The sequence below is a fragment of the Streptomyces sp. NPDC054849 genome (genome assembly GCF_053610945.1).
The window spans coordinates 102296-122956 of sequence record NZ_JBSGZI010000007.1 but is presented as its reverse complement, the minus strand read 5'-3'; the positions used below and the strand labels follow the sequence as shown (position 1 = coordinate 122956).

Below are 20661 nucleotides of genomic sequence, written 5' to 3'. Positions count from 1 at the left end.
TACGGTGCGCCCTTGAGGGACCGGCCCGACACGGAGAGACGATGAGACTGACGGGAACCCCCCAAACCCACTCTGATACCGCCCAGCCGGCCCCCGCCCACCGAAGCCCCCGTCGTGCGATCCGACCCCGCCCGCCCGGCTCCCGCCACCCGCAGCCCCCGCCGCACGTCCCGACCCCGCACGCCCAGCCCCCGCCGCAGGTCCCGACCCCGCCCGCCCGGCCCCCGCCCCCTGCAGCCCCCGCCGCACGTCCCGACCCGCCCGCCCGCCCGGTTCCGCGCCCCGACCCCCCGCTACAGGTAGTCCTCCACGCGGCCGATGCGGTAGCCCTGTTCCTGGATTCGCTGGAGCATGCGCGTCGTCATCTGGGTTTCCGTGGCGCCCTTGAGCTCGCCCGGGCCGCGGAAGTGGGCCAGGATGATGTCGCCCGGGCGCAGCGCGGAGCCCTCCGCGTACTGGAAGTTGTTGATCTGCATCGACACCCGCCACAGCAGCAGGGACGAGACGCCGCACTCCGAGGCCGCCCGGAGGGTGTCGTCGTTGTAGTTGCCGAAGGGCGGGCGAAAAAGCGGCGGGCGTTGGCCGAAGCGCTTCTCCAGGCGGTCCTGCTGGCCGCATATCTCCTTCTTCTGCCCTTCGTAGGACAGGGTCCGGAGGTTCGGGTGCGTCAGCGTGTGGTTGTTTATCGTGCTCGCCGAGCCGTTGTCGCGGAGCTTCTCGAAGTGCCCGTAGTCCGACGAGGCCACGCTGTCCGTGAGGAACATGCTGATCGGCAGCTTGAGGTCGGCCGCCATCTTCAGGAACTCGGGGTCCTTCTCGGCGCCGTCGTCGAAGGTCAGGAAGACCACTTTCTCCCCGGCCGGGACGGGTATTCGGTCTATCACCGGGACCTTGCCCGGGCCCGCCTTCGGGATCTGCGGCTTCTGGGCGGGCTTCGGCGCGTAGGCGACGGGGGCCGTCAGGCCCCACTTCTTGTACGCCTCGTCGGACGGGCTCCCCGGCGCCGACGCGGCCCCCGTCGGCGTGGCGGGACCGGCGCTCTTCGGTTCCTTCGACGCCTCCGAGCCCGGTGTCCCCTGCGTCTCCTGAGCCGTCTTGCGGCCCAGTCGTTCGATGGGCTCCACGCTGTCCCCGCACCCCGTCAGGGACAGCGCGAGCGCGCCGGCCGCCAGCGTTCCGGCTACCAACCGGCGCGCGTGCTTCACAGATAGTCCTCCAGGCGAGCCACGGCATATCCCTTGTCCGTGACGGTCTTCATGACATGACGGATCATGTCAGGCATCGTGCCCTTCCAGTCCTCCTTGCCACGGAAGTGCGTGAGGATGATGTCACCGGGGTGCAGGTCGCGGTCCCACTCCCGGTAGTCCATGCGGTTCGTGAACGCCTCGGCGTTCCACAGCGGAACCGCCTTGATGCCGCAGGACTTCGCCGCGCGCAGCGTGTCCTGGTTGTAGTTGCCGTACGGCGGCCGGAAGAGGGTCGGCCGCTTGCCGAACTGCTTCTGGATCGTGTCCTGCTGACCGCAGATCTCCTGACGCTGCTTCTCGTACGACAGGCCCGGCATGTAGCGGTGGTTGAGGGTGTGGTTGTTGAGGGAGACGCCGGCGGCCTGCATCTTCTTGAAGTACGGGTAGTTGTCCCGCACGAGGTAGTCGCTGAGGAAGGCCGTGTACGGGATCTTCAGCTCCTGCATCATCCTCAGGAACTCGGGGTCCTTCTCCGAGCCGTCGTCGACCGTCAGGAAGACGACCTTGTCCTCGGTCGGGATGGTGGTGAAGACCGGAGGCAGTTCGTCCTCCTCGTGGTCCTCCACCTCGAAGCCGTCGCGCGTCTCGATCTCGGGCTTCTCCTTCGGCGCCGCCGGGGCGGCGAGCGGCGGCTTGGCCAGCCGCCACCGCTTCGCCGCTGCGATGCGCGCCTGCTGGGCCGCCTTGGCCTTCTCCGCAGCGCTGAGCGCACCCGCCGCGCCGGACTCCGCGGCCTTGGCCGCCTTCGTCTTCTCGGCCTTGTCCGGTCCTCCGGACTCCCCGGAGCCGCATGCCGTGGCGAGGGACGCGACGAGCAGGGCTGCCACGGTCACGCCGAACCGGCCGCGCGGACCCGCCGCGTACCGGTGACCATGTTGCGAGTGATGTTGCTTTTGTCTTACTAGCTGCATAGCTGCGCATCCTGGCATCCGACACACGGGCCCCCCGGAAGACACCGCGAACGCGGTCCCACCTTCCTTCGACTGGCCCACACCGCTTGACGCGAGCGCCCGCACGCCTTCGCGTCAGCCCGTCCTTCCCCCGCCCCCTTCCCGTGCCCCCTTCCCGTGCCCCCTTCCCGTGCGCCCCTCCCCGCGGCCCCCTCCCCGCCGCCTCTCTTCGCGAGCGTCTCCCCTCCCCGCCCGCCCGCGGCCGCCCCGTCGCCGACAATGGATCCGTGACCCCCGAAGACTTCGCCGCCCTCCTCACCCCCGAGGGGCGCGCCCTCCTCGACTCGCTCCACGACTACGACCCCGCCCAGGAGCTGGCCGTCGCCACCCGGCTGCGCCGCGAGCACCCCGCCGGGCTGGTCTCCGCCGCGCTCGGGCAGGCCCGGCTGCGGCAGCGCGCGGTGGCGAAGTTCGGCGCGCAGGACGCCTTCCGGATGTTCTTCACGCCCGGCGGCGGCGAGATGGCCACCCGCGCGTCCGTGGCCTCGTACCGGGCCGAGCGACTCGCGGCCCTCGGCGTACGGAGCCTCGCCGACCTGTGCTGCGGCATCGGCGGCGACGCCCTCGCCCTGGCCCGGCTCGGCATCCGGGTGCTCGCGGTGGACCACGACCCGCTGACGGTCGCCGTCGCGCGGGCCAACGCCGAGGCGCTGGGGCTGGCGGACCTGATCGAGGTCCGGGAGGCGGACGTGACGGACGTGGACACCTCCGGCTACGACGCCGTCTTCATCGACCCGGCCCGCCGCGGCGGGCGCGGCCGCATCTTCGACCCCGAGTCCTACTCGCCGCCGCTGTCGTGGGCGGTGGAGACGGCCCGTACGGCGAAGTACGCCGCCATCAAGATCGCCCCCGGGATCCCGCACGAAGCCGTGCCCGAGGAGGCCGAGGCCGAATGGATCTCCGACCAGGGTGACGTCAAGGAGGCCGTGCTCTGGTTCGGCACCGCCCCCGGGACCGTGCGCGCCACCCTGCTCCCCGGCCCGCGCGCGCTGCACACCGCCGATCCGCTGCCGGATCCGGAGGCCGGGCCGGTCGGCCGCTGGCTCTACGAGCCCGACGGTGCGGTCATCCGCGCCCACCTGGTCGCCGAGGTCGCCGAGCAGCTCGACGGCAGGCTCATCGACCCGACCATCGCCTACATCACCGCCGACGAGCTGCGCGCGACGCCGTACGCGACCGCGTACGAGATCACCGACGTGCTGCCCTTCGGCTTGAAGAAGCTGAAGGCGCTGCTGCGCGAGCGCGGGGTCGGCATCCTGACCGTGAAGAAGCGCGGCTCGGCCGTCGAGCCGGAGGAACTGCGCAAGAAGGTGAAGCCGCAGGGGCCGAACGCGGCGACCGTCTTCCTGACCCGGGTGGCGGGGGCGCCGTCGATGCTGATCGGCGCCCCGGCGGTACCGCCTGCGCCGAAGCCCGGCCAGTGAACCCTCGGCGCGACCCGGCGACCCGCCCGCGGCTACGCCGGGCGGCGCCGAGCCGGCGCGCCTCGTCCGCGGGCTACGCCGCGGGCCGCGCGCGGAAGGCGCGTACCGCCCAGCGGTAGTGGGCCGCCGCCTTGGCGGCGCCCAGGAGCGCGGTGATCCACAGGATCATGCCCAGGCCCATGTAGTACGCGACCTCGGCGTACGTCTCCTCACCCGGGCGGGCCGTCAGCGCGACGCCGAAGGTCACACCCAGTCCGGCCGCGCCCAGCGCGAAGGAGGACAGCAGCCAGGTCAGGCTCCGTCCGGGAGCGCGCACCCGGGCGTCGGCGGCCGGGTCCCGGCCTGCGTCGGCCCACGCGTGCAGCAGCCTCCGCACCTCGCGGTCCCGCCGGGCGCCCCAGGCGAACCAGAACCCGGCCGGGACCAGCACACCGGCGCCCAGGACGAGGAAGACGCCGCCGAGGACGAACGAGACCGGGTCGGCCGCCTCGAAGGCCACCAGGGCCATGCCGACGAAGGACCAGCCGAGGGCGAAGACCGCCGAGACGGCCCAGAGCAGCAGCAACCTCCCGATGCCCAGGCTGCGTCGGCCCAGGTCCCGCAGGAAGCGCGCGCGGTCGGCCCGTACGGCGCTCTCGTCCAGCCAGGCGCGCAGGTGCGCGGGCGGTGGTGGGGGCGGCAGGTCAGGGCGAGGCATGCACATGACCATAGCCGCAGCTCGGAACGTCCCGGCCCCGGGCGCGAACCCGTCAGCCGCCGTCGACCTCCACCGACTCGAACCGCCAGCGGTGTACCGCCCGGGTGATCAAGTCGGCCGCGGGCTCGGGCAGTTCGGGAAGGTCCGCCGCCACCCCCTCGGCCGCCTCCCACCAGGTGATGACGAGCACCCGGTCCTGCGGAGCCCGGAACACCTCACGGCGCACCGGCTCCCGGGCGAGGACCTGGGAACGGGCCCACTCCAGCAGTTCGTTGCCCCGGCCGTCGGCGGCCCGGGCCTCCCACATCAGCGCGACGGTGCTCATGAGTACAGGTTGTCCTTGCTCAGCTCGTGCACGTGATCATGGTCGTGGGCGTGCCCGCGGCCGTCCCCGTGCCCGTGTCCGTCCCCGTGGCCGTGGCCATCCCCGTGGCCGTGACCCTGGACGCCCGGCACGTGCGGGTCCGTCACCGGCAGCGAGGAGTCCGCCGACAGGTCCCAGTCCGAGGCCGGCCGGTTCCGCTTGACCATCTCGGCGCCCAGCGCCGCCACCATCGCGCCGTTGTCGGTGCACAGCTTCGGCCGCGGCACCCGCAGGATGATCCCCGCGTCGTCACACCGCTCCTGCGCCAGCGAGCGCAGCCGTGAATTGGCGGCCACACCGCCGCCGATCATCAGGTGGTCGACGCCCTCGTCCTTGCACGCCCGGATCGCCTTGCGGGTCAGCACGTCCACCACGGCCTCCTGGAAGGACGCCGCCACATCGCGCACCGGCACGTCCTCGCCGGCGTTCCGCTTCGCCTCGATCCAGCGGGCGACGGCCGTCTTCAGCCCGGAGAAGGAGAAGTCGTACGCGGCGTCGCGCGGCCCCGTCAGCCCGCGCGGGAAGTGGATCGCCTTCGGGTCGCCCTCACGCGCGAGCCGGTCGATGACCGGTCCGCCGGGGAAGCCCAGCTGGAGCACGCGCGCGATCTTGTCGAAGGCCTCGCCCGCCGCGTCGTCGATGGTCGCGCCGAGCGGCCGTACGTCGGAGGTGATGTCCGGGGCCAGGAGCAGCGAGGAGTGCCCCCCGGAGACCAGCAGTGCCATCGTCGGCTCCGGCAGCGGCCCGTGCTCCAGCTGGTCCACGCAGATGTGCGACGCGAGGTGGTTCACGCCGTACAGCGGCTTGCCCAGCGCGTACGCGTACGCCTTGGCCGCCGAGACGCCGACCAGCAGCGCCCCCGCGAGGCCGGGTCCGGCCGTGACCGCGATGCCGTCGAGGTCGCGGGCGCTGACCCCGGCCTCCTTCAGGGCGCGGTCGATGGTGGGGACCATCGCCTCCAGGTGGGCCCGCGAGGCCACCTCGGGCACGACGCCGCCGAAGCGGGCGTGCTCGTCGACGCTCGACGCGATGGCGTCCGCGAGGAGGGTGGTGCCGCGGACGACTCCGACGCCGGTCTCGTCGCAGGAGGTCTCGATTCCGAGGACGAGCGGTTCGTCAGCCATTGCTCTCACTGCTCTCAGTTCGTGCTTGTGCGGGGTCGGTCAGTCGCATCACGACCGCGTCGACGTTGCCGGGCTGGTAGTAGCCGCGGCGGAAGCCGATGGGCTCGAAGCCGAAGCGCTCGTAGAGCTTCTGGGCGCGGGCGTTGTCCACCCGCACCTCCAGCAGCACCTCGGCGCATTCGAACGCGGTGGCGGCGCGCAGCAGGTCGGTCAGGAGCCGGGCCCCGAGCCCGGTCCCCCACTGGTCGCGGGCGGCCGCGATGGTCTGTACGTCGGCCAGGTCGCCGGCGGCGGCCAGCCCGGCGTAGCCCACCAGCCGGCCCGACGCGTCCTCGGCCACGATGTAGCGGCGCGTGGCCTGCGGACCGCGGGCGTGGGCGAGTTCGGACCAGAACATCCCGGCGGACCAGGCGTCCTCGGGGAACAGCTCGTGCTCCAGTTCCAGCACGGGCTCGATGTCCCACCAGCGCATCTCGCGCAGCGTGTGGGGTGTCACTGCGGAGTGACCACCTTGTAGTTCTTGGGTACCTGCGCGTCGGGCCGGCGCAGGTAGAGCGGGGTCGGAGGCAGGCCCCCACTGTTTTCAAACGCCAGGCCCGCCGCCAGTCGTTCCACGGCCAGCGAGGCCAGCGCGGCGGCGGACTGGTGCTCGGGGCCCCGGGCGTCCCGGAACACCTCGGGGTACAGGAGCGCGCCCTGGCCCACCGCGGGCAGCCCCGCGACCTGCTCGGCGATGTCGGCGGGGCGGTCCACGGCGGGCTCGCCGACGCGCGTGCGCGGGTCCTCGTAGCGCGCCCAGTAGACCTCCTTGCGCCGGGCGTCGGTGGCGACGGTGAACGGGCCCTCGATCCCGGCGGCCCCCGCGGCGTACGCGAGGCCGTCGAGGGTGCACAGGCCGTGCACGGGCACGCCCAGCACGGCGGCGAAGGCGGAGGCGGTGACGAGCCCGACGCGCAGCCCGGTGTAGGGGCCGGGGCCGACCCCTACGACGATGCCGGTGACGGCTTCGAGCTTCAGCCCGGCCTCGGCGAGGACCTGGTCCACGGAGGGCAGCAGGAGCTCCCCGTGGCGGCGGGCGTCGACCTGGTTCGACTCGGCGACGACGGACTCGCCGTCGTGCAGGGCGACGGTGACGGCGGGCGTGGCGGTATCTACAGCGAGCAAGAGCACGCGAACAGCCTACGACTCCGGCGGCCGCGCCCCTTGCGGCCGGTCGCGGAGCGGGGTGGCTGCTACCTTTCGACCGAGGTATCCAGTCAGCGGGGAGAGGTGGAGCAAGGTGGCACGCAGCAGCTCGGGAATCGTGGCCGGGCTCACCGCCGCGGCACTCGTCGCCATCGGCTTCCTCGGCTACCAGGCCTCCGCCACGGCGCCCGCTCTTCCCCCGAAGGCGGTCGCGCAGGACCCGGCCCCCGCCCCGAGCGCGGCCCAGCACGACCCGGCGAAGCCGGTGCCCGTGCCCGAGGGTTCCGGCACGGGCGTGCGCGTCGTGTACTCGGTGGGCCAGAAGCGGGTCTGGCTGGTCGGCGACGGTGCGCAGGCGCCGAAGTCGTTCCCGGTCATGCCGAGCACGGTGCACCCGAAGCCGGGAAGCTACTCGGTCACCTCGCGCTCGGGATCGGTCACCGGCTCGGACGGGGTGCCGGTCGAGCATGTCGTACGGTTCGCCAGCGCGGAGGGTGTGGTCGTCGGCTTCAGCGCCCGGCTGGACGGCGCCACCCCGGAGCCCGACCCGAACAAGAAGACCGGCGGCATCCGCATGTCGCGCGCCGACGGCGACGCGATGTGGGCCTTCGCGACGATCAGCGCGAAGGTCGTCGTCGTTCCCTGACGAAAGCGCCCGTCCTTCACCCGAACGTGCGACCGGCGGCCGTCCCGTCGGCCCGGGCCGACGCCACGCACGGACGGATGGACGGACAGACCGAGAGACAGACAGACGGAGAGACAGAGAACGCTAGGCCGCTTCGGATTCCGGAGCGGCCTCTTCTCGTCCGTCGCGTCCGTCCCGCCCGTCCCGTCCGCCGCGCCGGCCGTTCCCGTCGTCCTGGGGCTCGTCCGTGCCCGCTGCGTGCTCCCGCGCGGGCGGCGTCGAGACGGCGGTGGCGGCCGCACCCGCGGCGAGCAGCGTCCGCATGGAGACGACGGACGGGCGGGGCTCGCGCTGTGCTCCTGCTGGTGCCGACATGGCTGCCTCCTGGACCCCGGGACACCGAACTTAGGCATACCTAAGAAACTCTCGGTACCATGTCACCACGAGCGCCGCCACCAGCGCAATATCTTGCCGACGAGTTGTCGGGACGTTTACTCCGAGAGCGCGCCGGCGAGGGCGTCCAGCCCGGCCCCGGCGGACCAGCGCGCACCGACTCCGCGCACGGACACCTCACGGACGTCGTCCAGGACCTCCTCGTGGCCGACCGCCCGCGCGATCACCACGTGCAGCCGGTCGTCGGAGAGCTCCTCCACCTTGCCGTCGCCCCACTCCACGACGACCACGGACTCGGGCAGCGAGACGTCGAGGTCCAGGTCCTCCATCTCGTCCAGCCCGCCGCCCAGCCGGTACGCGTCCACGTGCACCAGCGCCGGCCCGCCGGTCAGCGAGGGGTGGACACGGGCGATCACGAAGGTCGGCGAGGTCACGGCCCCGCGCACGCCCAGGCCCTCGCCCAGGCCGCGCGTCAGGGTGGTCTTACCCGCACCCAGCTCGCCGGTCAGCAGGACGAGGTCGCCGGGGCGCAGCAGACCCGCGATCCTGCGTCCCAACTCCTGCATCGCGTGCGGGGAATCGATGGTGATCCGGGTCTCCGCGCCGGCTTCGGCCTCAGGTGCCGGTGCCTGGCTGCGCTGTGCTTCCAGCGGTACTTCTTCCATGCACGCCAACGTTAGTCGCTGCGGGGACCGGCACCGCGCCGGTGCGTGCCAGCAGCTCGGTGAGCAGTCCGGTCACGGCCTCTGGGCGCTCCAGCATCATCAGGTGTCCGGTGGACTCCAGGACGACGAGGTCGGCGCCGGGCAGCGCCTCCTTGATGGCCACACTGTGCGCGGGCGGGGTGATCATGTCCCTGTCCCCGGCGATGACGGTGACCGGGATGTCCGCGAACAGCTGGAGCGCGGAGGTCTTGTCGTGGATCTGGAAGGCCGGGTAGAACTCGGCGACCACGTCGATCGGGGTGGCCTCGATGAGCCGCTCCGCGAAGCGCGCGACGGCCGGATCCACGTCCCGGGAGCCGAACGAGTACATCTTGATCATGCCGGCGAACAGGTCCGCGGTGGCGCGGCGGCCCTTCTCCACCAGCTCCACCTGGGAACCGAGCGCCTTCAGCACGCCGGGCAGGATGCGCCGCACGGCGCCCACGCCGACGGAGGGCAGTCCGTACGTCACCTCGTCGAGGCGGCCGCTGGAGGTACCGACCAGGGCCACGCCGACCACGCGGTCGCGCACGAGGTCGGGGAACTGCTCGGCGAACGCCATGATGGTCATACCGCCCATCGAGTGACCCACCAGGATCAGCGGGCCCTCGGGCGCGGTGGCGTCGACGACGGTCTTCAGGTCGCGGCCGAGCTGCTCGATGCTCAGCGCCTCCCCGTCCGCGTGGGCGAGTCCGCGCGCGCTGCGGCCGTGGCTGCGGTGGTCCCAGTAGACCGCGCGGACCACTCCGCGCAGCGCGGCGCGCTGAAAGTGCCAGGAGTCCTGGCCGAGGCAGTAGCCGTGGCAGAAGACGACGGTCGCCGGGGCCTCGGCCTTGCGCCGCAGCCGCCGCCGCTTGCCGTCCTCGGGCAGCTCGTCGACCTCGTAGTAGAGCTCGGTGGCGTCCTCGGCCCGGCAGGTCCCCTCGGTCCCGCGCAGGGACCCGTAGTCCCCGGTCGCGTCGAGGGCCAGGCGGGCCTTTCGCCGCATGCCGCGCCCGACGGTGATCCGTTCGACCGCGACACCGGCCGCCGCGCCCGCGGCTATCACGCCGATGGCGGCGCCCGCCCAGCCGGCCTTGCGCCAGTTCTCGCTCACGCCGCCGCCCTCACTCCGTTCAGCCGCCGAGGTACACCCGGGGTACACGTGCACCGATACGGGTGACGATCTCATACGCGATCGTGTCCGCCGCTCGGGCCCAGTCCTCGGCGGTGGGTTCACCGCGTTCCGCGTCCCCGAAGATGACGGCTTCGTCGCCGACGCGGGCGTGGTCTGCGTCCAAGTCGACCACGAACTGGTCCATGGCGACGCGCCCGGCGACGTGGCGGACCCTGCCGCCGACGAGCACCGGCCCGCGCCCGGACGCATGCCGCGGGATGCCGTCGGCGTAGCCGGCCGGAATCAGCGCGAGGGTCGTCTCGGCGTCGGTGACGTAGTGGTGGCCGTAGCTCACCCCGTGCCCGGCGGGAACGGTCTTGACCAGCGCGAGGGAGGCCTTCAGAGTCATGGCGGGCCGCAGGCCCAGCTCGGCCGGGGTCCCCAGTTCGGGCGCCGGTGAGACACCGTAGAGGGCCAGCCCGGGGCGCACCAGGTCGAAGTGGGACTCGGGGAGGGTGAGGGTGGCCGGCGAGTTGGCCATGTGCCGGACCTCGGGCTCGACGCCCTCCTTCTCCGCGTACGCGAGCATCTCGCGGAAGGCGGTGAGCTGGAGCTGGATGGACGGGTGCCCGGGCTCGTCGGCGCAGGCGAAGTGCGACCAGACGCCGGTGACCTGGACGGTCCCCTCGGCCTGGGCCGCGACGGCCGCGCCGACCAGGGCCTCCCAGTCGGCGGGCTGGCAGCCGTTGCGGCCGAGGCCGGTGTCCGCCTTGAGCTGGACGCGGGCGGTCCGCCCGGCCTCGCGGGCGGCCTTGCGGACCTCGTCGAGGGCCCACAGTCCGCTGACGGAGACGTCCACATCGGCCTCGACGGCCTCCCGCCAGGGCCCGCCGGGCGTCCAGAGCCAGCACAGGATCCGGCCTTCGAGCCCGGCGGCGCGCAGGGCGAGGGCCTCGTCGGGCGTGGCGGTGCCGAGCCAGGTGGCGCCGGCCTCCTGGGCGGCCTTGGCGCAGGCCAGGGCTCCGTGCCCGTAGGCATCCGCCTTGACCACGGCCATCAACTCGGCCCGGGGTGCCCGCTCGCGCAGTGCGCGCACGTTCTCGCGTACGGCGTCAAGATCGATCTCGGCGTACACGCGCGTCGGTGTCTCGTTCATCGCCCCCAGTCTCTCAGAATCCCGGCCCGGCCCTACGGGGACAGGGCCGGGGGTCCCCCGAGGGGCGCGGGTCGCCACTGCGCGGAGCCTCCTCCCCGCCGGGCGCCTCCTCCCCGCCGGGCACTTCGGCCCCGTCGGCGTTCGAGGCGCGCGGTCCGGGGCGAAGCCCCGCTCTCTCGGCCCCGCCGGGTCAGGGGTGGCGGACGTCCTGCCATGCGGCCGGGAGTGCCTCCGCCAGTTGGTGGGCCAGCAGCGGGCCCCCGGTGCGCCTGGCCGCCAGGCCGTGGAGGTAGGCCCCCACCGCCCCCGCATCCGCTCCTGACAGCCCACCCGCGAGCAGGGACCCGGCCAGCCCGGACAGCACGTCCCCGCTCCCCGCGGTGGCCAGCCACGCGGTGCCCGTCGGATTCACCCGAACGGCGCCAGCGCCGGAGGCGACCAGCGTCGTCGAGCCCTTCAGCAGCACCGCCGCCCCGTACCGCTGCGCCAGCCGCCGCACGGCGCCCAGCCGCCCCGCCTCCACCGCTTCCCGCGACACCCCCAGCAGCGCCGCCGCCTCCCCCGCGTGCGGGGTCAGCAGGGTCGGGGCCGTCCGGGCCCGCAGCACGTCCGGGTCCAGTCCGCGCAGCCCGTCCGCGTCGATCAGTACCGCCGCGTCCTGCGCCAGCAGGTCCGCGACCTCCCCGCCGCGCCCCTCGCCCAGCCCGGGGCCGACCACCCACGCCTGTACCCGGCCGCGCCCGATCAGCGTCTCGGGGTAGCGCGCGAGCACGGCCTCCGCCGCGGGCCCCACGTACCGCACCGCGCCCGCTCCGCCCCGCAGGGCTCCCGCCACGGCCAGCACCGCCGCCCCCGGGTACTGCGCGGACCCGGCGACGATACCGACCACGCCCCGCCGGTACTTGTCGCTCGCCGCCGTCGGCTCCGGCAGCAGCCCCGCCACGTCGGCGTGCTGCAGCGCCTCCGCCTCCGGCGCCGGCAGCCGCAGCCCGATGTCCACGAGGTGCACCGCGCCCGCCCGGGAGGCCCCGGGGTCGATCAGCAGACCGGGCTTGTACGCGCCGAAGGTCACCGTGACCTCGGCCGTGACCGCCGGTCCCGCCACCTCCCCGGTGTCTGCGTCCACCCCGCTCGGGAGGTCCACGGCGACGACCGGGACGCCCGGCGGGATCCGCTCCACGAGCGCGGCCGCCGCGGGCCGCAGCCCGCCTCGCCCCCCGATCCCGAGGAGGCCGTCCAGGACGAGGTCCGCCCGCTCGGGGACGGCCCCCGACAGCCGGCCCCCGGCGGCTCGCAGGGCGGCCAGGCCCCCCGGGTGCATCCGCTCGGGGTCCATCGGCACCGCCGTCACCGCCGCCCCGCGCCGTGCCAGCCGCGCGCCCGCGTACAGCGCGTCGCCACCGTTGTCCCCCGGGCCGACGAGCAGCACCACCCGGGAGCCGTAGACCCGCCGGCGCCGCGCCAGCAACCTCGCACACACGGCGGCCAGCCCGGCCGCCGCCCGCTGCATCAGGGCGCCTTCGGGCAGGCGGGCCATCAGCTCCCGCTCGGCGGCCCGTACGGTCTCCACGCTGTAAGCAGTACGCATGGCACCAGCCTGCCCGAACAACACACCTACAGGGTGCCGTCGGTCAGGCCGGAGCCCGGCCTGACCGAAGAGACGGCCTAACCCTCGGCGATCACCACGGCGGAGGCGACGCCGGCGTCGTGGCTCAGCGAGATGTGCCAGGACTTCACGCCCAGCTCCAGCGCCCGCGCCTCCACCGTGCCGGACACCCGCAGCCGCGGCTGCCCGCTGTCCTCCACGTACACCTCGGCGTCGGTCCACAGCAGACCGCCGGGCGCGCCGAGGGCCTTGGCCAGCGCCTCCTTCGCGGCGAACCGTGCGGCGAGCGAGGCGATCCCGCGCCGCTCACCGCTGGGCAGCGTCAACTCGGTCGCGACGAAGAGCCGTTGGGCCATGCCCGGCGTGCGCTCCAGCGCCGCGTCGAACCGCTCGATCTCCGCTACGTCGATTCCGACGCCGATAATCACAACGACACCCCCATGACCTGCCCGCTCGCTCCGCTCACTCCACGGTGACCGACTTGGCGAGGTTACGCGGCTGGTCCACCTCGTTCCCCCGCGCGGTCGCCAGTTCGCACGCGAACACCTGCAGCGGCACCGTCGCCACCAGCGGCTGGAGCAGCGTCGGCGTCGCCGGGATCCGGATCAGGTGGTCGGCGTACGGGACGACCGCCTCGTCGCCCTCCTCCGCGATCACGATGGTCCGCGCCCCGCGGGCCCGGATCTCCTGGATGTTCGACACGATCTTGTCGTGGAGCACCGACCGGCCTCGGGGTGACGGGACGACGACCACCACCGGCAGGTCCTTCTCGATCAGCGCGATGGGCCCGTGCTTGAGTTCGCCCGCCGCGAAGCCCTCGGCGTGCATGTACGCCAGCTCCTTGAGCTTGAGCGCGCCCTCCAGAGCCACCGGGTACCCGACGTGCCGTCCCAGGAACAGCACGGTGTTCTTGTCGGCGAGGGACCGTGCGAGTTCCCGTACGGGCTCCATCGTCTCCAGGACGGTGTCGACCGCCGCGGCGATGTCGGACAGCTCGCGGATCACGGCCTCGATCTCGTCGCCCCACTTCGTACCGCGCACCTGCCCGAGGTACAGCGCGACGAGGTAGCAGGCGACCAGCTGCGTCAGGAACGCCTTGGTGGAGGCGACGGCCACCTCCGGACCGGCGTGCGTGTAGAGCACGGCGTCCGATTCGCGCGGGATCGTCGACCCGTTGGTGTTGCAGACGGCCAGCACCCTGGCGCCCTGCTCGCGCGCGTGCCGCAGGGCCATCAGGGTGTCCATGGTCTCGCCGGACTGCGAGATCGCGACCACCAGCGTCCGCTGGTCCAGGATCGGGTCGCGGTAGCGGAACTCGCTCGCCAGCTCCGTCTCGCACGGGATGCGGGTCCAGTGCTCGATGGCCAGCTTGGCGATCATGCCCGCGTGGTAGGCCGTACCGCACGCCACGATGACGACCTTGTCGACTTCCCGGAGCACCGAGACGGGGATGCGCACCTCGTCCAGGGTCAGCGAGCCGTTCGCGTCGATCCGGCCCAGGAGGGTGTCGGCGACGGCCTTCGGCTGTTCGGCGATCTCCTTGAGCATGAAGTAGTCGTACCCCCCCTTCTCGGCCGCCGAGGCGTCCCAGTCGACGCGGTAGGCCCGCACGGTCGCGTCCGAGCCGTCGAAGTTGGTCACCGAGACGCCCTCGCGCCGGAGTTCGACGACCTGGTCCTGCCCCAGCTCGATCGCGGACCGGGTGTGGGCGATGAAGGCGGCCACGTCCGAGGCGAGGAAGTTCTCGCCCTCTCCGACGCCCACCACCAGGGGCGAGTTCCGGCGGGCGCCGACCACCACGTCCGGTTCGTCGGCGTGCACCGCGACCAGCGTGAACGCCCCCTGCAGGCGCCGGCACACCTGCCGCATGGACTCCGCGAGGTCGCCGGTGGCCGAGAACTGCTCCGCCAGCAGGTGGGCCACGACCTCGGTGTCCGTCTCGGACTCCAGCCGGTGTCCGCGCTCGGCCAGTTCGGTGCGGAGCGCGGCGAAGTTCTCGATGATGCCGTTGTGCACGACCGCGACCCGCCCCGAATTGTCGAGGTGGGGGTGGGCGTTGACGTCGGTGGGCCCGCCGTGGGTCGCCCACCGGGTGTGCCCGAGTCCTGTGGAACCGGACGGGAGCGGGTGCCCGACCAGCTCCTTCTCCAGGTTGACCAGCTTCCCGGCCTTCTTGACGGAGGCCAGGCTCCCGTCGGCGAGTACCGCGACCCCGGCCGAGTCGTATCCGCGGTACTCCAGGCGCTTGAGTCCGGCGATGACCACATCGAGCGCCGACTGCGCTCCCACGTAACCCACAATTCCGCACATAGGCCGCAGCGTACGCCGTAGTTGGCCGTCTGCCCCGCACCTGAACAAGACGAAAACCCCGCCCCGGCGAATACGCCGGAACGGGGTTGCCGTTCGATTTCGCGCCGGCTCAGCCGAGCTTCTTGACCTGCGCGTCGATGACGGCCTTCGGCTGCTCGGCGGTGCCGGCCAGGCTCAGGGCGGAGAAGGTGGCCAGGGTGTTCCCCTTGCGCACGATCACGAGCTCCATGCTGAGCTGCTGGCCGTCCGCGTCGCCCACGACGGTGTAGGCGAGGGCCTCGTCGCCGGCGGTGACGGAGGCGCCCGGAACCACCTTGGTGATCTTGAGCGAGTCGCCCGCCTGGCTGCCCGTGTAACCGCCGGCGCAGGCCGTACCCGCGCCCTTGAGGGTGGTGAAGGCCTCCTCGGCGCCCTTGCCCTCGTACGAGGCCAGGGTGACGGCGGTGGCGGTGGCGCCCAGGGCGGCACCCAGGGCGGCCTCGGGGCTGCCGTCCGCGCCGGCCTTGCCCTTGGCGACGGCCTTGGTGCGGGCGGTGCCGCCGGCGGTGCCGACCGGAGTCATGGACTGGGCCTTGACCAGCGGCAGGCATTCGGGCTTGTCGCTGGAGGCGGCGCCGGCCGCCGCGATCTCGGCCGGAGTGGCCGCCTTGACCACGTGGTCGGGCAGGTCCGCCTGGACCAGGATCACGCCGCCCAGCTCGGCGTCCGTCTTCGCCTTCGCGGCGGGCGCGGCCGAGGTCGCCGGGGCGCCGGTGGACGGCTTGTCGGCCGCCTTGTCGGCCTTCTCGCCACCGCAGGCGGTGGCCAGGAGGGCCAGGGACACCGCGGAGGCGGTCAGGACGGTACGACGGACAAGAGCGGTACGCACGAAGGATCTCCCCCAGGGAACACGACGGATTCAGGGCAGCGCGAAGAGTTCCTCGGAGCTGCGATGATCGACAATGTACGGGCTGATCGATGTTCCGACCGGGGATTTCCCCGCCCGGCGCCGATCCGTGACCAGGGCGAGACCCCATGCACTTCCAATCGAAACCGTCGCCCCTGCAACCGTCCCGGACCGGCCGTGCCCCCCACCCGGACCGCCGCACACGTGACCGACCACACCACCCACAAGCGCCCCGGAGCCCCGACAATGGCGGTGTGATCACTTCGCCGCCACGAAGCAACACGCCGGACGACGCAACGGTGCGCGCCGGCCGGGAGGGGCACCCCACGCGCCCCGCCCACCGCAGGAGTCCCGAGGCCTCGCCCTACGTCGACCTCACCCGTGCCGAGTGGAGCGCCCTGCGCGAGCGGACCCCCCTGCCGCTGACCGCCGACGAGGTGGAGCGGCTGCGCGGCCTCGGCGACGTCATCGACCTGGACGAGGTCCGCGACGTCTACCTGCCGCTCTCCCGCCTCCTCAACCTCTACGTCGGCGCCACCAGCAACCTCCGCGGCACCCTCAACACCTTCCTGGGCGACGCGGGCAACGGCCACGGCGCCCAGCAGGGCACCCCCTTCGTCATAGGCGTCGCCGGTTCGGTCGCCGTCGGCAAGTCCACCGTGGCGCGCCTGCTCCAGGCGCTGCTCGCCCGCTGGCCGGAGCACCCGCGCGTGGAGCTGGTCACCACCGACGGGTTCCTGTACCCGATGAAGGAGCTGCAGCGCCGCGGGCTCACCTCCCGCAAGGGCTTCCCGGAGTCCTACGACCGCCGCGCGCTCACCCGCTTCGTCGCCGACATCAAGGCCGGCAAGGACGAGGTCAGGGCCCCGGTCTACTCGCACCTGATCTACGACATCGTGCCGGGCGAGGAGCTCGTCGTGCGCCGCCCGGACATCCTGATCGTCGAGGGTCTCAACGTGCTCCAGCCGGCGCTCCCCGGCACGGACGGCCGCACCCGTGTCGCCCTCGCCGACTACTTCGACTTCAGCGTGTACGTGGACGCGCGCCCCGAGGACATCGAGCGCTGGTACCTGGGCCGCTTCCGGAAGCTGCGCGAGACCGCCTTCCAGAATCCCTTCTCGTACTTCCGCAAGTACACCCAGGTCTCCGAGGCGGAGGCCATGGAGTACGCGCAGACCATGTGGCGGACGATCAACAAGCCCAACCTGCTGGAGAACGTGGCGCCCACCCGCGGCCGGGCCACCCTGGTCGTGCGCAAGGGCCCTGACCACAAGGTGGCGAAGCTGAGCCTCCGCAAGCTCTAGAGGGCCCTCTGGCTAGGGTGCGGAGATGCTGCATCTACGGATGATCACCCCGCACCACCTCACCGAGCAGGTGGTGACACTGATCGACCGGACGGTCGGAACCGCCCACCTGGTCGTTCTGGCCGGCGCCGCCCGCGACCCCGAGGGCGACCTCGTGCTCTGCGACGTCGCCCGTGAGTCGGCCGACGAGCTGCTGCAGGAGATGCGCGCCCTCGGCGTCGACAGGACCGGGTCGATCGCCGTCGAGAACATCGACCTGTCGATCTCCCGGCGCGCCGACGAAGCGGAGCAGGAGGCGCCGGGCGAGGCCGCCGACGCGGTGGTCTGGGAACAGCTCACCGAGTCGACGCACGAGGACTCCACCCTCACGGTCACCTACGCCGTCTTCATAATCGTGGCGACGATGATCGCGGCCTGCGGTGTGGTCCTGGACAACGCGGTCCTGATCGTGGGCGCCATGGCGGTCGGCCCCGAGTTCGGCCCGCTCGCCGGTGTCTGCACGGGCCTGGTGCAGCGCCGCTACAGGCTCGCCGGGCGCTCGCTCTCCGCCCTGGTGATCGGCTTCGCGGCGGCGATCATCGCGACGACGGTCTTCAGTCTGGTGATGGACGCGCTCGGCCTGTTCCACGAGGACATGCTCGACGACCCCCGTCCGAACACCAGCTTCATCTGGCAGCCCGACCCGTTCTCGTTCGTCGTGGCGCTGCTCGCCGGCGTGGCCGGCATGCTGTCGCTGACGTCCGCGAAGGCCGGTGCGCTGGTCGGCGTGGCGATCTCCGTCACCACCGTCCCGGCGGGCGCCAATGCCGCTGTGGCCCTCGGTTACGGGGACTTCGCCCAGATGTGGGGCTCGGCCGTGCAGCTGGCGCTGAACCTCGGCGGCATCATCCTCGCCGGGACGCTCACCCTCATCTGCTCGAAACTGCTGTGGCGCACACAGCAGAGCCGGATGATCCGGATGCCGGGTGCGCCACGCAGGCCGGGCGGGCCGCTTTAGCGGACCGGGGGCGACATGACCTAGCCCAGCGCCGACTTCACGACGTCCGCGAGCCGGCCGGCGACCGCGCGGGCGTGCTCGATGTCGGCGGCCTCGACCATCACCCGCACGAGCGGCTCCGTACCCGACGAGCGGAGCAGCACCCGCCCGGTGGTGCCCAGCTCGCGCTCGGCGTCGGTCACCGCCGCGGCCAGCTCGGCCGACGTGGTGACGCGGGACTTGTCCACGTCGGGAACGTTGATCAGTACCTGCGGCAGCCGCTGCATGACGCCCGCCAGCTCGGCGAGGGACTTGCCGGTCGCCGCGACCCGCGCCGCCAGCAGCAGGCCGGTCAGCGTGCCGTCGCCGGTCGTCGCATGGTCGAGGATGATCACGTGGCCGGACTGCTCGCCGCCGAGCGCGTAACCGTGCTCCTTCATCGACTCCAGCACGTACCGGTCGCCGACCCCGGTCTGCACGACCTGGATGCCCTCGCCCTCCATGGCCAGCTTGAAGCCGAGGTTGGACATCACGGTGCCGACGACCGTGTTCCCGCGCAGCTGGCCGGCCTCGCGCATGGCCAGCGCCAGCACCGCGAGGATCTGGTCGCCGTCGACCTCCGCGCCGGTGCCGTCCACGGCCAGGCATCGGTCGGCGTCACCGTCGTGCGCAATGCCGAAGTCGGCGCCGTGCTCGACCACGGCCGCCTTGAGCAGGCCGAGGTGGGTGGAGCCGCAGCCGTCGTTGATGTTGAGGCCGTCCGGCTCGGCGCCGATCGTGACGATCTCCGCGCCGGCCCGGGCGAACGCCTCGGGCGAGACGAAGGCGGCAGCGCCGTGCGCCTCGTCCAGGACGACCTTCAGGCCGTCGAGGCGGTTGGGAAGGACCCCGATGAGGTGGGCGACGTACTTCTCGAAGCCCTCGTTGTAGTCGGAGACGCGGCCGACGCCGGAACCGGTGGGCCGGTCCCAGGGAGCGCCGGTGCGGTGCTCCTCGTAGACGGACTCGATGCGGTCCTCCAGCTCGTCGGCGAGCTTGTGGCCGCCGCGCGCGAAGAACTTGATGCCGTTGTCGGGCATGGCGTTGTGGCTGGCGGAGAGCATCACGCCGAGGTCGGCACCCAGCGCACCGGTGAGATACGCCACCGCCGGGGTGGGCAGCACACCGACGCGCAGGACGTCCACGCCCGCGCTCGCGAGGCCGGCCACGACCGCGGCCTCGAGGAATTCACCGGAGGCCCGGGGATCCCGGCCGACCACGGCGGTTGCCCGGTGACCGGCGAAGGTGCCCGCCTCGGCCAGTACGTGGGCAGCCGCCACGGAGAGGCCGAGCGCGAGCTCCGCCGTCAGATCCGCGTTGGCGACGCCGCGTACACCGTCCGTCCCGAAGAGTCGTCCCACTGTTGTCCTCCCGAGTTTGCACTTCGCGTTTGACCGCTTGTGACAGGTATTTGCCGCTTGTGGCGGTAAACGAACCGCCCCGGCAGCACAGAGAGTGCTGCCGGGGCGGTTTCGTTGCAGAACAGCAGGCGCAGATTAACGCTTGCTGTACTGCGGAGCCTTACGGGCCTTCTTGAGACCGGCCTTCTTGCGCTCGACCGCACGGTCGTCGCGGGAGAGGAAGCCGGCCTTCTTCAGCGCCGGGCGGTTGTTGTCCACGTCCGCCTCGTTCAGCGCACGGGCCACACCGAGGCGCAGGGCGCCGGCCTGGCCGGAGACGCCGCCACCCGCGATGCGGGCGATGACGTCGTAGCGGTTGTCCAGCTCGAGGAGCTTGAACGGCTCGTTGACTTCCTGCTGGTGCACCTTGTTGGGGAAGTAGTCCTCAAGGGTGCGACCGTTGATCTTCCACTTGCCGGTGCCCGGAACGATCCGGACGCGGGCGATGGCGTTCTTGCGACGGCCCAGGCCGGCGGCCGGCTGGGGGTCGCCGAAGCGACCGGCAAGGGACTCGGAGGTGTAGTCGCCCTCGACTACGGCCTCGGACTCGCTGGTGTACTCCTCGACGTTGCCCTCGAACTCGTCGACGGGGGTCGTCTCGGCGGTGGTCTCGGCCACGATGCTCCTCAGAATTTTCTACGTCTTAGGGGGTGGCCGGAACTACTGCGCGACCTGGGTGATCTCGAACGGCACCGGCTGCTGCGCAGCGTGGGGGTGCTGGTCGCCCGAGTAGACCTTCAGCTTCGAGAGCATCTGACGGCCCAGGGTGTTCTTGGGGAGCATGCCCTTGACGGCCTTCTCGACGGCCTTCTCCGGGTTGTTCGCCAGGAGGTCGTCGTAGCGCACCGAACGGAGACCGCCCGGGTAGCCGGAGTGGCGGTACGCCATCTTCTGCGACGCCTTGTTGCCGGACAGGTGAACCTTGTCGGCGTTGACGATGATGACGAAGTCGCCCATGTCCATGTGGGGGGCGTAAGTCGGCTTGTGCTTGCCCCGCAGGAGGGCAGCGGCCTGGGTCGCCAGACGGCCGAGGACTACGTCCTGGGCGTCGATGACGAGCCACTGGCGCGAGATGTCGCCGGGCTTGGGGCTGAACGTACGCACGCGTATGCCTTCGCTTCTTCAGTGGTGGTATCCCAGGGGCGCAAGCCCCACGGGAAGGTCCTGACAGGGTC

22 protein-coding genes are annotated in these 20661 nt (G+C 72.4%); 4 read left to right on the top strand and 18 right to left on the bottom strand.

Translation table 11 applies throughout. The features are described from left to right. Positions 1 to 293: 293 nt before the first annotated feature. Entirely contained in the window at positions 294 to 1205 is a 912-nt protein-coding gene (locus ACWGIF_RS05670; protein ID WP_453491455.1) for a polysaccharide deacetylase family protein, read from the bottom strand. Further along, positions 1202 to 2158, bottom strand: coding sequence for a polysaccharide deacetylase family protein (locus tag ACWGIF_RS05665; RefSeq protein WP_453491452.1), 957 nt, complete (start codon positions 2156 to 2158; stop codon positions 1202 to 1204). The genes ACWGIF_RS05670 and ACWGIF_RS05665 overlap by 4 nt, the downstream gene beginning before the upstream one ends. A gap of 266 nt (positions 2159 to 2424) precedes the next feature. Between ACWGIF_RS05665 and ACWGIF_RS05660 the strand changes: the two genes are divergently transcribed. Next, positions 2425 to 3621: a class I SAM-dependent methyltransferase gene (locus ACWGIF_RS05660; protein WP_453491450.1), complete on the top strand. Its 1197-nt coding sequence runs from the start codon at positions 2425 to 2427 to the stop codon at positions 3619 to 3621. Positions 3622 to 3694: 73 nt separating this feature from the next. Here the strand turns inward: ACWGIF_RS05660 and ACWGIF_RS05655 are convergent, their stop codons facing one another. The 5 genes from ACWGIF_RS05655 to tsaB are packed head-to-tail and all read right to left on the bottom strand — an operon-like array spanning position 3695 to position 6976. Continuing rightward, on the bottom strand, positions 3695 to 4318 hold the full coding sequence (locus ACWGIF_RS05655) for a hypothetical protein (RefSeq protein WP_453491447.1): 624 nt from the start codon (positions 4316 to 4318) through the stop codon (positions 3695 to 3697). Positions 4319 to 4370: 52 nt separating this feature from the next. Continuing rightward, positions 4371 to 4643: a hypothetical protein gene (locus tag ACWGIF_RS05650; protein ID WP_326588485.1), complete on the bottom strand. Its 273-nt coding sequence runs from the start codon at positions 4641 to 4643 to the stop codon at positions 4371 to 4373. Further along, positions 4640 to 5806: a tRNA (adenosine(37)-N6)-threonylcarbamoyltransferase complex transferase subunit TsaD gene (tsaD, locus tag ACWGIF_RS05645; protein WP_453491444.1), complete on the bottom strand. Its 1167-nt coding sequence runs from the start codon at positions 5804 to 5806 to the stop codon at positions 4640 to 4642. Before tsaD ends, ACWGIF_RS05650 begins: the two co-directional genes overlap by 4 nt. Then, positions 5799 to 6278, bottom strand: coding sequence for a ribosomal protein S18-alanine N-acetyltransferase (gene rimI / locus ACWGIF_RS05640; RefSeq protein ID WP_453491472.1), 480 nt, complete (start codon positions 6276 to 6278; stop codon positions 5799 to 5801). The genes tsaD and rimI overlap by 8 nt, the downstream gene beginning before the upstream one ends. A gap of 20 nt (positions 6279 to 6298) precedes the next feature. Beyond that, entirely contained in the window at positions 6299 to 6976 is a 678-nt protein-coding gene (gene tsaB, locus ACWGIF_RS05635; RefSeq protein WP_453491441.1) for a tRNA (adenosine(37)-N6)-threonylcarbamoyltransferase complex dimerization subunit type 1 TsaB, read from the bottom strand. Positions 6977 to 7085: 109 nt separating this feature from the next. Here tsaB and ACWGIF_RS05630 point away from each other — a divergent pair, with 109 nt between their 5' ends. Next, positions 7086 to 7637, top strand: coding sequence for a hypothetical protein (locus ACWGIF_RS05630; RefSeq protein ID WP_453491438.1), 552 nt, complete (start codon positions 7086 to 7088; stop codon positions 7635 to 7637). Between the two features lie 123 nt (positions 7638 to 7760). Here ACWGIF_RS05630 and ACWGIF_RS05625 read toward each other — a convergent pair whose 3' ends face one another. The 8 genes from ACWGIF_RS05625 to ACWGIF_RS05590 all read right to left on the bottom strand — a co-directional run bounded on the left by ACWGIF_RS05625 (position 7761) and on the right by ACWGIF_RS05590 (position 15749). Next, positions 7761 to 7991 (bottom strand): hypothetical protein, encoded by a 231-nt coding sequence (locus ACWGIF_RS05625; protein WP_453491435.1) that lies wholly within the window; start codon positions 7989 to 7991, stop codon positions 7761 to 7763. Positions 7992 to 8107: 116 nt separating this feature from the next. Continuing rightward, positions 8108 to 8674 carry a tRNA (adenosine(37)-N6)-threonylcarbamoyltransferase complex ATPase subunit type 1 TsaE gene (gene tsaE, locus ACWGIF_RS05620; RefSeq protein WP_453491432.1) on the bottom strand — a complete coding sequence of 189 codons (567 nt, stop codon included), beginning with the start codon at positions 8672 to 8674 and terminating at the stop codon, positions 8108 to 8110. Continuing rightward, on the bottom strand, positions 8625 to 9884 hold the full coding sequence (locus ACWGIF_RS05615) for an alpha/beta fold hydrolase (RefSeq protein ID WP_453491429.1): 1260 nt from the start codon (positions 9882 to 9884) through the stop codon (positions 8625 to 8627). Before ACWGIF_RS05615 ends, tsaE begins: the two co-directional genes overlap by 50 nt. After that, entirely contained in the window at positions 9829 to 10965 is a 1137-nt protein-coding gene (gene alr / locus ACWGIF_RS05610) for an alanine racemase (RefSeq protein ID WP_453491426.1), read from the bottom strand. The genes ACWGIF_RS05615 and alr overlap by 56 nt, the downstream gene beginning before the upstream one ends. A gap of 190 nt (positions 10966 to 11155) precedes the next feature. Further along, complete coding sequence (locus ACWGIF_RS05605) at positions 11156 to 12553, bottom strand: NAD(P)H-hydrate dehydratase (RefSeq protein ID WP_453491423.1); 1398 nt, start codon at positions 12551 to 12553, stop codon at positions 11156 to 11158. A gap of 77 nt (positions 12554 to 12630) precedes the next feature. Then, positions 12631 to 12999, bottom strand: coding sequence for a holo-ACP synthase (locus tag ACWGIF_RS05600; RefSeq protein WP_453491420.1), 369 nt, complete (start codon positions 12997 to 12999; stop codon positions 12631 to 12633). A 34-nt stretch (positions 13000 to 13033) separates the two neighbouring features. Further along, positions 13034 to 14881, bottom strand: coding sequence for a glutamine--fructose-6-phosphate transaminase (isomerizing) (gene glmS / locus ACWGIF_RS05595; RefSeq protein WP_453491417.1), 1848 nt, complete (start codon positions 14879 to 14881; stop codon positions 13034 to 13036). A 109-nt stretch (positions 14882 to 14990) separates the two neighbouring features. Further along, the gene (locus tag ACWGIF_RS05590; protein WP_453491415.1) at positions 14991 to 15749 is read right to left on the bottom strand and encodes a hypothetical protein; all 759 of its coding nucleotides are present in this window, start codon (positions 15747 to 15749) and stop codon (positions 14991 to 14993) included. 317 nt (positions 15750 to 16066) lie between these two features. Here ACWGIF_RS05590 and coaA point away from each other — a divergent pair, with 317 nt between their 5' ends. After that, a complete protein-coding gene (coaA, locus tag ACWGIF_RS05585; RefSeq protein ID WP_453491469.1) occupies positions 16067 to 17071 on the top strand; it encodes a type I pantothenate kinase in 1005 nt (334 codons plus the stop codon). 25 nt (positions 17072 to 17096) lie between these two features. Next, positions 17097 to 18068: a DUF389 domain-containing protein gene (locus tag ACWGIF_RS05580; protein WP_453491412.1), complete on the top strand. Its 972-nt coding sequence runs from the start codon at positions 17097 to 17099 to the stop codon at positions 18066 to 18068. A 20-nt stretch (positions 18069 to 18088) separates the two neighbouring features. On the opposite strand, the gene glmM is transcribed toward ACWGIF_RS05580, so the two are convergent. The 3 genes from glmM to rplM all read right to left on the bottom strand — a co-directional run bounded on the left by glmM (position 18089) and on the right by rplM (position 20590). After that, positions 18089 to 19447, bottom strand: a complete 1359-nt coding sequence (gene glmM, locus ACWGIF_RS05575) for a phosphoglucosamine mutase (protein ID WP_453491409.1) — start codon at positions 19445 to 19447, stop codon at positions 18089 to 18091. 135 nt (positions 19448 to 19582) lie between these two features. Beyond that, positions 19583 to 20104 (bottom strand): 30S ribosomal protein S9, encoded by a 522-nt coding sequence (rpsI, locus tag ACWGIF_RS05570; protein ID WP_453491406.1) that lies wholly within the window; start codon positions 20102 to 20104, stop codon positions 19583 to 19585. A 42-nt stretch (positions 20105 to 20146) separates the two neighbouring features. Further along, positions 20147 to 20590, bottom strand: a complete 444-nt coding sequence (gene rplM, locus ACWGIF_RS05565; RefSeq protein ID WP_393746931.1) for a 50S ribosomal protein L13 — start codon at positions 20588 to 20590, stop codon at positions 20147 to 20149. Between the last annotated feature and the right edge of the window lie 71 nt (positions 20591 to 20661).

Coding starts and splice junctions, on each gene's coding strand:
- ACWGIF_RS05665 (WP_453491452.1), bottom strand. CDS start 2,158: ATGCAGCTAGTAAGACAAAAGCAACATCACTCGCAACATGGTCACCGG.
- ACWGIF_RS05655 (WP_453491447.1), bottom strand. CDS start 4,318: ATGCCTCGCCCTGACCTGCCGCCCCCACCACCGCCCGCGCACCTGCGC.
- ACWGIF_RS05650 (WP_326588485.1), bottom strand. CDS start 4,643: ATGAGCACCGTCGCGCTGATGTGGGAGGCCCGGGCCGCCGACGGCCGG.
- tsaD (WP_453491444.1), bottom strand. CDS start 5,806: ATGGCTGACGAACCGCTCGTCCTCGGAATCGAGACCTCCTGCGACGAG.
- rimI (WP_453491472.1), bottom strand. CDS start 6,278: ATGCGCTGGTGGGACATCGAGCCCGTGCTGGAACTGGAGCACGAGCTG.
- ACWGIF_RS05625 (WP_453491435.1), bottom strand. CDS start 7,991: ATGTCGGCACCAGCAGGAGCACAGCGCGAGCCCCGCCCGTCCGTCGTC.
- tsaE (WP_453491432.1), bottom strand. CDS start 8,674: ATGGAAGAAGTACCGCTGGAAGCACAGCGCAGCCAGGCACCGGCACCT.
- ACWGIF_RS05615 (WP_453491429.1), bottom strand. CDS start 9,884: ATGAGATCGTCACCCGTATCGGTGCACGTGTACCCCGGGTGTACCTCG.
- alr (WP_453491426.1), bottom strand. CDS start 10,965: ATGAACGAGACACCGACGCGCGTGTACGCCGAGATCGATCTTGACGCC.
- ACWGIF_RS05605 (WP_453491423.1), bottom strand. CDS start 12,553: ATGCGTACTGCTTACAGCGTGGAGACCGTACGGGCCGCCGAGCGGGAG.
- glmS (WP_453491417.1), bottom strand. CDS start 14,881: ATGTGCGGAATTGTGGGTTACGTGGGAGCGCAGTCGGCGCTCGATGTG.
- ACWGIF_RS05580 (WP_453491412.1), top strand. CDS start 17,097: ATGCTGCATCTACGGATGATCACCCCGCACCACCTCACCGAGCAGGTG.